General features: G+C 67.7%; 13 protein-coding genes. 10 read left to right on the top strand and 3 right to left on the bottom strand.

All coding sequences use genetic code 11. From position 1 onward, the window contains the following. The first annotated feature begins 61 nt into the window (after positions 1 to 61). The 4 genes from DPV79_RS34525 to DPV79_RS34510 all read left to right on the top strand — a co-directional run bounded on the left by DPV79_RS34525 (position 62) and on the right by DPV79_RS34510 (position 2,278). Positions 62 to 670, top strand: coding sequence for a vWA domain-containing protein (locus DPV79_RS34525; RefSeq protein ID WP_113047513.1), 609 nt, complete (start codon positions 62 to 64; stop codon positions 668 to 670). Positions 671 to 730: 60 nt separating this feature from the next. Continuing rightward, positions 731 to 1,183, top strand: coding sequence for a YaiI/YqxD family protein (locus DPV79_RS34520; protein WP_021160082.1), 453 nt, complete (start codon positions 731 to 733; stop codon positions 1,181 to 1,183). Positions 1,184 to 1,365: 182 nt separating this feature from the next. After that, positions 1,366 to 1,938, top strand: coding sequence for a DUF1993 domain-containing protein (locus DPV79_RS34515; protein ID WP_244321849.1), 573 nt, complete (start codon positions 1,366 to 1,368; stop codon positions 1,936 to 1,938). A 13-nt stretch (positions 1,939 to 1,951) separates the two neighbouring features. Next, positions 1,952 to 2,278 (top strand): low molecular weight protein tyrosine phosphatase family protein, encoded by a 327-nt coding sequence (locus tag DPV79_RS34510; protein WP_059484578.1) that lies wholly within the window; start codon positions 1,952 to 1,954, stop codon positions 2,276 to 2,278. 21 nt (positions 2,279 to 2,299) lie between these two features. Here DPV79_RS34510 and DPV79_RS34505 read toward each other — a convergent pair whose 3' ends face one another. Further along, positions 2,300 to 2,722, bottom strand: coding sequence for an NUDIX hydrolase (locus tag DPV79_RS34505; protein ID WP_113047511.1), 423 nt, complete (start codon positions 2,720 to 2,722; stop codon positions 2,300 to 2,302). Positions 2,723 to 2,872: 150 nt separating this feature from the next. After that, entirely contained in the window at positions 2,873 to 3,112 is a 240-nt protein-coding gene (locus tag DPV79_RS34500; RefSeq protein WP_060230661.1) for a hypothetical protein, read from the bottom strand. A 277-nt stretch (positions 3,113 to 3,389) separates the two neighbouring features. Between DPV79_RS34500 and DPV79_RS34495 the strand changes: the two genes are divergently transcribed. The 4 genes from DPV79_RS34495 to DPV79_RS34480 all read left to right on the top strand — a co-directional run bounded on the left by DPV79_RS34495 (position 3,390) and on the right by DPV79_RS34480 (position 8,114). Further along, on the top strand, positions 3,390 to 4,586 hold the full coding sequence (locus DPV79_RS34495) for a CaiB/BaiF CoA transferase family protein (protein WP_244321848.1): 1,197 nt from the start codon (positions 3,390 to 3,392) through the stop codon (positions 4,584 to 4,586). A 113-nt stretch (positions 4,587 to 4,699) separates the two neighbouring features. Beyond that, positions 4,700 to 6,001: a CitMHS family transporter gene (locus DPV79_RS34490; protein ID WP_113047527.1), complete on the top strand. Its 1,302-nt coding sequence runs from the start codon at positions 4,700 to 4,702 to the stop codon at positions 5,999 to 6,001. Positions 6,002 to 6,143: 142 nt separating this feature from the next. Then, complete coding sequence (locus tag DPV79_RS34485; protein ID WP_021160073.1) at positions 6,144 to 7,310, top strand: acyl-CoA dehydrogenase family protein; 1,167 nt, start codon at positions 6,144 to 6,146, stop codon at positions 7,308 to 7,310. A gap of 60 nt (positions 7,311 to 7,370) precedes the next feature. After that, a complete protein-coding gene (locus DPV79_RS34480) occupies positions 7,371 to 8,114 on the top strand; it encodes an IclR family transcriptional regulator (protein WP_021160072.1) in 744 nt (247 codons plus the stop codon). A gap of 125 nt (positions 8,115 to 8,239) precedes the next feature. On the opposite strand, the gene DPV79_RS34475 is transcribed toward DPV79_RS34480, so the two are convergent. After that, positions 8,240 to 9,595 carry a chitinase gene (locus DPV79_RS34475; protein WP_165843608.1) on the bottom strand — a complete coding sequence of 452 codons (1,356 nt, stop codon included), beginning with the start codon at positions 9,593 to 9,595 and terminating at the stop codon, positions 8,240 to 8,242. A 390-nt stretch (positions 9,596 to 9,985) separates the two neighbouring features. Here DPV79_RS34475 and DPV79_RS34470 point away from each other — a divergent pair, with 390 nt between their 5' ends. Both DPV79_RS34470 and DPV79_RS34465 read left to right on the top strand, forming a co-directional pair. Continuing rightward, the gene (locus DPV79_RS34470) at positions 9,986 to 10,309 is read left to right on the top strand and encodes an H-type lectin domain-containing protein (RefSeq protein WP_048020561.1); all 324 of its coding nucleotides are present in this window, start codon (positions 9,986 to 9,988) and stop codon (positions 10,307 to 10,309) included. 168 nt (positions 10,310 to 10,477) lie between these two features. Beyond that, positions 10,478 to 12,742, top strand: a complete 2,265-nt coding sequence (locus tag DPV79_RS34465; RefSeq protein ID WP_113047509.1) for an Ig domain-containing protein — start codon at positions 10,478 to 10,480, stop codon at positions 12,740 to 12,742. Positions 12,743 to 12,884: the final 142 nt, after the last annotated feature.

Here is a 12,884-nt window from a genome sequence, read left to right as displayed (position 1 = left end):
AGCCGGCGCCGCCGCGAACGCCGTTCGCGGTCCTCGATGGCAGCCAGGCGCAGCCGCGCGCGTGCCGGGTACGGCGCGCACCGGCACGGCCGTCGCATGGCCGGCGACGTTCGCCGCGAAGCGCGGCGATCCGTTGCATCGCGGCCATCTGCGCTTCCGCAAGCGGGCTGGCGCACCGGACGCACTGCATTGCTTCGTGCTCGACTGTTCGGCGTCGATGCTGTCGCGCGGGCGGCTCGCACTGGCGAAGGGGCTGATCGTCGCGTATTTCGACGAGGCCGCGCGCGATCGAGTCGAAACCGCGCTGATCTGTTTCGGCGGCGACGGCGCCGCGCGGCGCTTCGGCCCGGCCGTGCCGCGCTGGTGGAATGCGCGCTGGCTCGAACCGGTCGACGGTGGCGGCGGTACGCCGTTCGCGGACGGCATCGCGGCCGCCGCGCAGTTGCTCGCGCGCGCGGCGCGGCGCGACCCGGACAAGCAGCGCTGGCTGTGGGTGCTGTCCGACGGACGCACGCGCGAGATGCCGGCCAAACCCGCGGCGGCCGATCACGTCGTGTTCGTCGACTTCGACGATGCGGCCGTGCGGATCGGGCAGGGCGAGCGGCTGGCCGCCGCGTGGGGCGCGCAGTGGGTGACGGCCGACGCGCTGTGCACGGGCCGCGCCGGCTGATCGCCGGCCGCGGTGCGCTATGATCGCCGCTTCTGCTTCTGCCCACTGGAAAAAACCGCCATGCAAGTACTGGTCGATGCCGACGCGTGTCCCGCCGTCATCAAGGACATGCTGTTTCGCGCCGCGCGTCGTGCCGAAATCTGCGTGACGCTGGTCGCGAACCAGTTCCTGCGCACGCCGCCGTCGCCGTTCATCAAGGCGGTGCAGGTGCCGGCCGGCTTCGACGTGGCCGATGCGCGGATCGTCGAGCTGGCGGAAGCCGGCGACCTCGTGATCACCGCCGACATCCCGCTGGCCGCCGCCGTCCTCGACAAGGGCGCGCATGCGCTCGACCCGCGCGGCAACTGGTTCAGCCGCGAGAACATCGAGGAACGCCTGTCGACGCGCGCGATGATGGACCAGTTGCGCAGCGCCGGGATCGACACGGGCGGGCCGGCGCCGTTCAGCGCGCGCGACGGCAAGGCGTTTGCGTCGCAGCTCGACCGGTTCCTGGCCCGGCACGGCAAGCCTTGAGGCCGGGCAGCAACGGCCGCGCGCCGCGATCGTCTTGCGGTAGGGGCACACGCGCACGCTTGCGTCACGTTGCCGGATCGTTGAATCCGCATCGAATCGCGCTCGTCACCCGGGCCGGGATGCACGTTTGCACCGACGCTGCTATCGTGGCGCAAATGACAACCCGACCCAGGAGCGCACGCGTGACACCGACCCAACTTCTCGTTCCGACCTTCACCCACATGCTGCGCGCACAGACCGCGTGGCTCGACAAGGCCGCTGCGCACCGGCAGGCCGCGGGCGACGCGCCCGACACGGCGATGACGTTGAAGCTGGCGCCCGACATGTATCCGCTCGCGGCACAGGTGCGCTTCTCGTGCTTCCAGGCCATGGAGCCCATCCACCGGCTGCGTGGCGAACCGTTGCCGGCTGCACTGCTGGCCTTGCGCGAGGCGGGATGGAATGCGGATGCGCAGCCCGGCTCGCTCGCCGATGCGCAGGCGATCATCGCCGGCACGCTCGCATTTCTCGGCGAACTCGCGCCGGATGCGCTCGACGGCGGCGGCGCGCTGCCGATCGCGCTCGAGATGCCGAACGGGATCGCGTTCGACATGACGGGCGAGCAGTACGCGCGCGACTGGGCACTGCCGCAGTTCAATTTCCACGCGATCACCGCTTACGGGATCCTGCGCCACCATGGCGTCGAACTCGGCAAGGCCGACTACGTGTCGCACATGCTCGCGTACGTCCGGCCGGGCACGATTCCGCAAGGTTGAACCTCGTAGCGACATGACACGGGCACTCTTCGTCTGCAGCCGCAACCGGCTGCGCAGCCCGACGGCCGAAGCGGTATTCGCCGCGTGGCCGGGTGTCGAAACCGATTCGGCGGGCCTCGCGCCCGATGCGGACACACACGTGTGCGCCGAGCAGCTCGACTGGGCCGATGTCGTGTTCGTGATGGAGCGCGCGCACAAGACCAGGTTGACCGCGCAATTCGGTACGCATCTGCGGCACAAGAAGGTCGTCTGCCTCGACATTCCCGATCGCTACGCGTACATGCAGCCCGAACTCGTCACGCTGCTCGAACGCAAGGCCGGCCCGTTCCTGCGCACGTGACGCGCGCGGGCGGGATCGACGTCAGCGCAGCCGGCCGTTCGCGATCGCCGAAAAACAGTCGAGCCGCAGCAGCTCGATGATCTTGCGTGTCGGCACGCTCGCCCGCAGCGTGTCGAGCCGGTCGACGGCGAACCACTTGCAGCGGGCGATCTCGTTGCTCGCGCGCGGCGTCAGGTGCGCCGGGACGTCGGCCACGAACACGTGGTGGAGCTTCGTCAGCCCGCCGAACTGCACCGCGTAGTCGAGTGCGAGCCCCTCCAGCCGTGTTTCCTCGGCAAGCTCCCGCAGTGCGGCGTCGAGCGGCGTCTCGCCGCGCCGGATCGTGCCGCCCGGCAGCGACCAGCGCGACGCGGTGCGGGCGACCAGCAGCACGCTGCCGTGCTGGCGGCACACGATCGTGGCGCGTTCCTTGATGACGGCGAGGGTGTCCGGCCCGGTACTCATGTTCGGCAAAACAGGTGCTGAATCGTGGAGAAAGTGCGCATCGGCGGCGCGTTGCCCGGCGGCGGGCCGCGACGGCTTGCAGGCAGCCGCAACGATCCTACCGGTCGTTCATGACAGTTCCATGCACGGCGTCGCGCAACGGACGCCGGGTCACGTGTGCTTGTAGATCCCGCTGCGCGTCGGCTTCACGTGGCGCGGATGGCGGCGCTTGTGAACGGCACGCCGATGGTGAGGCGGCGGGCTCGCGTGCCGTGCGGTCGGCGCGGTGGCGTGCGGCGTTCCCCCCGGCATCTGCGTCTGTCCCTCGCCGAAGTGGTACGTCTGGGTTTGCGCATGTCCGACACCCAGCGTCGACGCCAGCACGAAGGCCGCCAGCAGTATCCGTTTCATGAATAGTCCGCCTGAATTTTTCGAGATTGAGGTTTCCCGCCAGCTTAGCGAAAGGCGGGGCGCCATCGCAACCGGCCCGTGTCGGGTGTCGTCTCCACCTGCGCACGGCGAAGTCTTCCGCACGGTCTCAGGGTGCCGCCGGGGTTGACAACATAATTCCCCAGTGTGAATATAAATTCACGCACAAGAATTATTCGTCGAATCCGGACGGTCGCGCCGCAGGCGCCGGACCTGCCGGAACCGGCAGTCCGATCAACCGGAACCAGGAGCGGGACGCATGGCGGAACACGAGCAGCAGGGGGCGCTGGCGGGATTGCGCATCATCGATCTGTCGCGGGTGCTGGGCGGCCCGTACGCCACGCAGATTCTTGCCGACCACGGCGCGGAGGTGATCAAGGTCGAACCGCCGTCCGGCGACAAAACGCGCACGTGGGGGCCGCCGTTCGACGGCGATACCGCGTCGTACTTTCTCGGCGTGAACCGCAACAAGCTCGGCATCGCGCTCGACCTGACGCAACCGGCCGACCGCGAGCGGCTGCTCGGCCTGCTCGAAGGCGCGGACGCCATCGTCGAGAACTTCAAGATCGGCACGATGGAGCGCTGGGGGCTCGGTTTCGACGCGCTGCATGCGCGGTTTCCGCGCCTCGTCCATTGCCGTGTGTCGGGCTTCGGTGCGGACGGCCCGCTCGGCGGGTTGCCCGGCTACGACGCGGCCGTGCAGGCGCTCGCGGGGCTGATGAGCGTCAATGGCGAAGCGGGCGGCGCGCCGCTGCGGGTCGGCGTGCCGATCGTCGATCTCGTCACCGGGCTGAACGCGGCGCTCGGCGTGCTGATGGCGCTGCGCGAGCGCGACGCGAGCGGCCGCGGCCAGTTCGTCGAAGCGACGCTGTTCGACTGCGCGCTGTCGATCCTGCATCCGCACACGCCGAACTTCTTCCATTCGGGCAACGCGCCCGTGCGCACCGGCAACGCGCATCCGAACATCACGCCGTACGACAGTTTTCCGACGGCGAGCGTCGACATCTTTCTCGCGGTCGGCAACAACGGGCAGTTCGCGGCACTGTGCGACGTGCTCGGCACGCGCGACTGGCCCGGCGACCCGCGTTTCGCGGACAACCGCGCGCGCAGCGCGAACCGCGCCGTGCTGCGCACGCTGCTCGAAACGGCGCTGGCCGCGCACGACGGCGCGGCGCTCGCCGAGCAGCTGATGCGCCGCGGCGTGCCGTGCGCGCCGGTGCTCGGGCTCGATGCGGCACTCGATCATCCGCATGTCGCGCATCGGGCGATGAAAGTCGAGCTGGGCCGGCATCGCGGCATCGCGTCGCCGATCAAGCTCGGCCGCACGCCGGCCACGTACCGGCGGCCGCCGCCCGCGCTGAACGAACACGCGGCGCAGGTATTCGCCGACGCCGGCACGACCGGCTGCACGACCGACCGCGATAACGACCGCGATAACGCCCCGCGCCGGAACTGACCGGCATCGCGGCCGCCGGCGCGTATCGCGCGACCGGCGGCGCTGTGCCGCACGACCATTCGAACCCCACGCCGGGCCACGCACGGGCGCACCGGCTGAAGAGGAGACGCATCATGCTTGCATGGATCGGCGCGATCGCCATCGTCGCGCTGTTCGGCCTGATCATCACGAAGCGGCTGTCGCCGCTCGTCGCGCTGATCGTCGTGCCGGTGGCCGCGTCGCTCGCGGCCGGTTTCGGGCTCGCGACCGGCAAGTTCATCGTGCACGGCGTACAGAACATCGGGCCGATCGCCGGCATGTTCGTTTTTGCGATTCTTTTTTTCGGTATCCTCACCGACGCCGGGATGCTCGACCCGATCATCGCAGGCGTGCTGCGCGTGATCGGCTGCCATCCGCCGCGCATCGTGATGGGGTCGGCGCTGCTCGCGCTGCTGATTCACCTCGACGGCTCCGGCGCCGTCACGTTTCTCGTCACGCTGCCCGCGATGATGCCGCTCTATACGCGGCTCGGAATGGATCGGCGCATCCTCGCGTGCGTCGCGTCGATGGCGGCCGGCGTCAATTTCCTGCCGTGGGTCGGCCCGATGCTGCGGGCGTCGGCGGCACTGCACATTCCCGGTTCCGCGATCTTCATGCCGATGATTCCGGTGCAGATCGTCGGGCTCGTGTTCGTATTCGGCACCGCGTACGTGCTCGGCGTGCGCGAGGCGAAACGGCTCGGGCTCGATCGTGCCGGCGCGGCGCCGCTCGCGATCGCGCCGCGTGCGCTGACCGATGCCGAGCGCGCGTTACGCCGGCCGGAACGCTTCCGGATCAATCTCGCGTTGACGCTCGTGGTGCTCGTCACGCTCGTGTCGGGCATCGTCGATCCGATGGTGATGTTCATGCTCGGCACGGTCGCCGCGCTCGTGATCAACTACCCGGACGTGCAGGCCCAGCGCGAGCGGATCGACGCGCATGCGAAGGCCGCGCTGATGATGGCGAGCGTGCTGCTCGCGGCCGGCGCGTTCACCGGCATCATGTCCGGCACCGGGATGCTGAAGGCGATGGCGGACGTGGTGGTCGCGCACGTGCCGGTCGAGCATGCGCGCCACATGCCGTTCGTGCTCGGGCTGTTGTCGATGCCGCTCAGCCTGCTGTTCGACCCCGATTCGTTCTACTTCGGCGTGCTGCCGGTGCTCGCGGAAAGCGCGAAGCTGCTCGGTGTGCCGCCGATCCAGATGGCGCAGGCCGCGCTGCTCGGCCAGATGATGACGGGGTTCCCGGTGAGCCCGCTCACGCCCGCGACGTTCCTGATCGTCGGCCTGACCGGCGTCGAGCTTGCCGAGCATCAGAAATTCACGATTCCGTTCCTGTTCGCCGCCACGGTGCTGATGGTGTTTGCCGCAGTGATCGTCGGCGTGTTTCCGTTGTGAGCGCCCCAGGCCTGCCGCGCCGTGCGGGCGCCCCGACGGGGTCATCCCGCAAGGGGACGTTCCGCCGGGCGCAACCCCTGGCGCCGCCTGGCATTTTCCTCAGAGCGGCGCGGCCGCTCGGCCTTTTCCCGGAGAGCCATCCATGCAGTTCGACCTGACCGACGACCAGCGCGCAATCGAAAGCGCGATCGAGAAAATCTGTGCGCGCTTCGGCGACGACTACTGGCTCGAACGCGATCGCGCGGGCGGGTTTCCCGCCGATTTCCACGCGGCACTTGCCGAGGCCGGCTGGCTCGGCATCGCGATGGACCCGGCGCACGGCGGAGCCGGGCTCGGGATGACCGAGGCCGCGCTGATGATGCGCACGATCAGCGCCTCGGGTGCCGGCCTGTCCGGCGCATCGGCCGTCCACATGAACATCTTCGGGCTGAACCCGGTGCAGGTGTTCGGCAACGACGCACAGAAGGCGCGTTTCCTGCCGCCGCTGATCGCCGGGCGCGACAAGGCGTGCTTCGCGGTGACGGAACCCGATGCGGGCCTCGACACCACGCACTTGAGCACGCAGGCCCGCCGCGACGGCGACCACTACGTGCTGAGCGGGCGCAAGATCTGGATCTCGACCGCGCAGGTGGCGAACAAGATGCTGATCATCGCGCGCACGACGCCGCTCGACCGGGTCGCGAAGCCGACCGACGGGCTGAGCCTGTTCTACACCGATCTCGACCGGTCGCGCGTCGAGGTGCGCGAGATCGAGAAGATGGGCCGCAAGGCGGTCGATTCGAACATGCTGTTCATCGACAACCTGCGCGTGCCGGAAGGCGACCTGATCGGCAACGAAGGCGACGGCTTCCGCTATCTGCTGCACGGGTTGAATCCGGAACGCATCCTGATCGCGGCGGAGGCGATCGGCCTCGGGCAGGCCGCGCTGCGCCGCGCGACGCAGTATGCGTGCGAGCGTGTCGTGTTCGGCCGGCCGATCGGGCAGAACCAGTCGATCCAGCATCCGCTCGCGCAGGCGTGGATGCAGCTCGAGGCCGCGTGGCTGATGGTGATGAAGGCCGCGACGCGCTACGACGCGGGGCAGCCGTGCGGCGCGGAAGCGAACGCCGCGAAATACCTCGGCGCGGAAGCCGCGTTCCAGGCGTGCCAGACGGCGGTCGCGACGCACGGCGGGATGGGCTACGCGAAGGAATACCATGTCGAGCGCTACCTGCGCGAGTGTATGATTCCGAGGCTCGCGCCCGTGAGCCCGCAACTGATCCTCTGCTACATCGCGGAGAAGGTGCTCGGGCTGCCGAAGTCGTACTGACCGTACCGACCCGGCGGCCGGCCCGGCGCGCGGTTTCCCGTTCCGATTCAAGCGCTCGTCATGGACGTCAAACTCGTTGCCCGCACGCTCGACCTGTTCGAGCTGTTCGCCGCCGAACGGCGGCCGCTGCCGCTCACCGAACTCGCGCGCCTGCTCAATGTGCCGGCGTCGAGCTGCCTCGCGATGGCGCGCACGCTCGTGAGCCGCGGTTACCTGTACGAAGTGCGCAGGCGCGGCGGTTACTACCCGACGCGCCGCCTGCAGACGATCGCCGCGGCGATCGATGCGACCGACCCGGTCGTCGACATCGTCCATCCGCATCTCGTCGCGCTGCGCGACGCGAGCCGCGAGACGGCCGTGCTCGGCAAGATCCAGGGCGTGTCGGTCACCTACCTCGACGTCGTCGAATCGGAGCAGGCGATCCGTTATACGCGCGAGCCGGGCGAACTCCGCCCGCTGCATGCGAACTCGATCGGCAAGGCGATCTTCGCGGAACTGGCCGGCGACGCGCAGCAGGCGCTCGGCGCGCAGTTGCCGTTCGAGCGCTTCACCGACGCGACGGTGGCGGACCTGCCCGCGCTCGTCGCGCAAACCGCACGGTTTCGCGAACTCGGCTGGGCCGAGAACTTCGGCGAGAGCGCGCCCGAGCTGTCGGCGATCGCGGTCGCGCTGACGCTCGACGGCGACTGGTACGGGCTGTCGGTGGTCGGGCCGTCCGAGCGGATCCGCCAGCATCGCGATACGCATGCGGCGCTGCTCGTCGACGCGAAGGCCAGGCTGCTCGCCGAGCACGCGCGCGGCTGACGGAGGGCGGGGCGTGCCGGAGGAGGGCCGGCAAGCGACGCGGGCCGTCCGCCGGCGATCGGGCCGCGATCGCCGTGAACGGCCCCCGATGCACGCGCAGCCCTAACGACGGCCGATCCGCGGCATCACGACTTCACCCACACACCGCCCGCACTCGGGTTGTCGCCTTGCGTCCACCATTTCGCGCAGTATTTCGCGCCCTGGTACATCACGCAGGTGCCGCCTGAATACGCGGTGGTCGCCGACCACGTGGCCGTGCCGCCGCCGACCGGTTTCCACACGGCGGCCTGGCCGGGCACGTCGCCCTGCGTCCACCATTGCGCCTGATACGTCGTGCCCTGGTAGGTGACGGTCGCGCCGGCCGTATAGACCTGGCCGGTCGCCCAGGGCGCGCCCGGTTGCGGCGTGCCGCCGTCCGAGCCGCCGCCGTAGTTCGGATCCTGCGTGACGCCCGCACCCCACTTGCCGTCGAGCTGCCTGAAGATCGTCGCGAACGCGTACGGCTGCTGCGCGACGCCCGAACAGGTCGGCGACGCATACGTGCCGCCGGACGGACACGCCTGGTCGCGGCCGACCGACCAGTTGCCGAAGAAGCCGTAGCCGTTGGCGACCGCCGCGTTCAGCACGCTCTGCGCATTCGCGAGCGTGAAGGTTTCGCCCTGCACGTCGTTCACGCCGATCATCGGCGTGACGCCGACCATCTGCCAGAGCTGGGCGTTGGTCTTCGGCTGGCCGGCCGACTTGAAGGCCGTATCGAGTTGCGCGTAAAGCGCCTGCGCGGCGCTGATCGCGGCGGCCCCCATGTCGATGTTCGCGGGGCCGTAGTCCATCGCCATCACGTTCACCGCATCGAACACGGTCCGGTTCGAGATCGCCGCGTTGACGACGTTCAAGCCGTCCTGCGTGAGCCCGGTCGGCATCGTCGGCAGCGTCAGCGTGACGTGCAGCGGCTTGCCTTTCGCCGCATAACTCGCCTGCAGCTGGGCGACGGCCTGGAAGTTGCGCGCGACCGCGGCCGTGTCGAGCTGCGACGCGCCCTCGATGTCGAAGTCGATGTGCGTGAGGCCGTACGTGTCGATCACGGTCTGGTACGCGCCCGCCAGCGCGGGAACCGTCGAGCATGCCTGCATCAGCGGCGTGCCGTTCGCGCCGCCGAACGACACGGCGACTTCGCCGCCTTTCGCGCGATAGCTCGCGATCGACGTCGACAGCGCGGTCAGCAGGCCGCCGCTCGCGCCGTTGCCGATTGGCTGCACGCCGCCCCACGACGGCGTACACCCGTTGCCCGCGACCACGAACGCGAGCGTGAACTGCTGGATGCCTTGCCGGACGCCGATCTGGTCGACGAGCGGCGTCGGATAGAGCGTCACGTCGACATAGGGCGCATAGACGCCGGCGCCCTGGGACACGCTCGCCACGGCGAGCAGGCAACCCGCGGCAAACGCGCGCGGGATGAAACGCGGCAACACATTGTTGTGCATTGTGTTCTCCAAGTGGAAGAGGGATACGCTGGCCCGCGTATCGCCGCCGGTCGGGCGACCGGGCATGCCCGGCCGGCGGCGTGCCCATCTTGGAGGATTCGCGTCGAATAGTGAATGGTTAGTTGTTCTTTTTGTTATTTGATTCCCGATACGTAACGATCTTGCCGATTCGACATCGTTCCGTCATGCATCGGGTGTGAACCAGGACAAAATTGCCGTCGATTTCGACATGAAATCGTCGCTTTCTACGCCCCTTGATGGCCGCCTCGATCATGTAATCACGTGTAATCGCTTTCGACGCATGCGCGGCATAACTTTGTCTTCGAGCGAAGTGCATTCGCGCGAGGCTCACTCAAGACCTTACGTCGTTCCATCCATCAGGAGCTCAACATGCTGGAAAGAATCGTAGCAAAGCAGGCAGTCGGAAGCGTTCAGGGCGGTAATCGGGATTCCTGGATCAACCCGCCTTTCAATGCGCAAATCACGTTTCCGGGCACGTTTTCGACCGCGCCCATCGTGGTCGTGACGGCCCTCCAGGACCCCAACGACGGATCCAGTTATCCGGACACGTTCTCGGTGACGGTGACCCAGGTCACGACGACCGGATTCAACGTCAACATCACCCGCGAAGACAGGGTGTTTCCGAATTATTCGGGCAGCGACTGGGGGCAAAACCTCTACGTTTCGTATATCGCCGAAGTTCCGAGCCAATAAAACCCGAACCGGAGTCATGCGGTCGCTGCTTCTTTCCAACTGTGACGGCTTCACCGCCGGAAGGTTGACGAGGCAGTTGCGGCGGCGGGCCAGCCGCAGCCATTCACTGCGGCTGGCCGCCATTGGCGTCGCTCGCGGCCCCGCCATTTTCGTCAGGAAAGTCGAAACATGACAAGCACTCTACACATTCCGGCCGGCTACTTGACGCTCGGCCTGGACTCCACCGGCGCTGTCGTCGAACTCATCGATTCCCGCAGCGGCCGCAACTACATCTCGCCCGGGAAATCCGTCCCGCTCGTCAGGCTCGTGATCAACGGCATACTGGCGAAGCCCGCCGGCGTCCGATGGTCGTCCGCCGACAACACGCTGTCCTTCGTGAACGATGCCGGCCTCGCATTCGAGGTCGATGTCCGCGTCCTGCAGAAAAACGGCTACGCCACCTTTGAAGTCACCCGCGTATCGACCGATCCCGCTTCCGACGTTCAGACGCTGCTGTGGGGGCCGTTGCCTGTCGCGATCAACCAGACCGTCGGCGAAGCCGCGGGCGTGGTGCGAGACAACGAATTCGCGATCGGCCTCAAGCCGCTCAACGACCGCACCGAAGGCGCGTGGCCCAAGGAATATCCGCAATACGGCTGGGAAAACGACGTCATCCCCAATCCTTACAACGTGGACGTGGCGGCGCTGGAGCCGTGGTGCGTGGCGGCGAAGACGTCATGGGGCGCCGTGCTGCGCGCCTTCACGTTCGACTATACGCGCCGGCGCGACCGGCTCAATCCGAATGATTATCCGATCCCGCTCGGCCCGCTCGACAGCGCGGGCTCGGTCATCGGATCGAAGATTGCGCTGTACGGCGGCGCACCGGAGCTCGTGACGACCCTGTTGTCGTTCATTGCCTCGGGTGAAAACCTCCCGTATCCGACCCAGAACGGCCAGTGGCAGAAAGTGGCGCAGGCCAGCGGCCAGTCGTCTTTCGTGCTGGACGATCTCGACACCGGCAATGTCGGCAAGGCCGCCCGATTCGCCAACAGCGCGGGAATCAATTACATCTACTCGCCGCGGAATTTTCGCGGCCCCTGGAAATACACCGGGCATTATCAGTTCGACTCCACCTTCGGCGACAGCGACAACGGAGCCGAGAAGCTTGTGGAGGCGGCAAAGGAGCACGGCGTCCGCGTCGGCGTCCATACCATGTCGGACTTCATCAGCGTCGGCCCGCCCACCTCCATCGACCCCTACGTTTCGCCGCCCGCGGATCCTCGCCTGGCCTTGGGCGGTCAAGCCGCCTTGTCCCGGCCGTTGAACATGACGAGCAAGATGCTCTACTTGAGCGGATTCGCGCCGGTGCGGGACGGGATCAACGAGAAGATGCTGCGTATCGGCAACGAGTTCATCTCGTTCAACGCGGTCCAAAGAGGCGTCACCGAATGGCAAGTCAGTGGACTGACCCGAGGCCAGTGGGGCTCCGTCCCGGCCGAAGCCGCGCGTGGCACGTCCGTTGCGAGGGTGATCGTGAATTCGTACGGCGGGGCCATCGGCGGCCTCGGCATCATCGACGAGATCGCCACCCGGCTGGGCACCCTCAGGAACAACGTCGGCATCCGGTCCCACTCTTTCGACGGGGTGGAATCCGCCAGTGATACCGGCTGGGGCAGCTTCGGCATTGCACGGTTGATCAACGGCACCTACGCCGCCCAGACCGGGCACGACGGATACATCAGCGAGACGAGCCGGATGACCTCGAACGCATGGGACACGCTGACCCGGGCGAGCTGGTCCAACTCCGACATCGATCAGCTGTACCGCGACAACGCCTTCTACCAGGCCAACTACCTGCCGGGCATGCTTGGATGGTTCGATATCACGGGCGTCTCGTTGACCATGATCGAAACCCGGCTCGCACGCGGCGCGGCGCTCAACGCCGGCATTGGCTTCCAGGGCACGGTGGCATTCCTGCTGTCGGCAGAATCGACGCCGGATATCCTCGACAAGATCAAGCAGTGGGAAACCGCCAGGAATCTCGGCGCGTTCACCGAAAAGCAGAGGGCCGCGCTTCGCGACCAGACGACCTCGTGGACCCTGAAGTCCGTCACCCCCGGGCAAAGCTGGTCGTTGCAGCAGGTGAATGCCGAAGGCGTCCCGATCGGCGCTCCGCAGACCGTATCGGCACCCACACCGCAACTGGGCCCCGCCGTCCTGCCGGTCGCCACTCAAGGCGCGCTCTACGGCGCGAAAATCACGACGAACACGCCTGCGACCGTCCGCTTCACGGTGACCAACGGGGGGTTGCCCCCGGGCCTCCAGTTCAATCAGGATACGGGCGGGATTATTGGTACGCCGAGGAAGACCGGGCGGTACACGTTTACCGTCACGGCCACGAATGACGGGGGACTGGCTGACGCGCGAGCGGTTTACACCATCGTGGTGCAGTGAGGTAGTGAGCAGCCCTCATCGATTTCGCGGGCGACCGCGCCGGCATGCGGGACGCGCGTCACGGTGGCAGTGCGGCGCGCGTCATTCCGGCGATATCTGCGGCACCTGCGGCATTCGGTGAGGGCGCTCAACCGTTCCGGCA

The organism is Burkholderia reimsis (assembly GCF_003294055.1).
Classification (GTDB): domain Bacteria; phylum Pseudomonadota; class Gammaproteobacteria; order Burkholderiales; family Burkholderiaceae; genus Burkholderia; species Burkholderia cepacia.
Note: the sequence above shows the minus strand (reverse complement) of the source record. Positions and strands in the feature narration are given on the sequence as shown.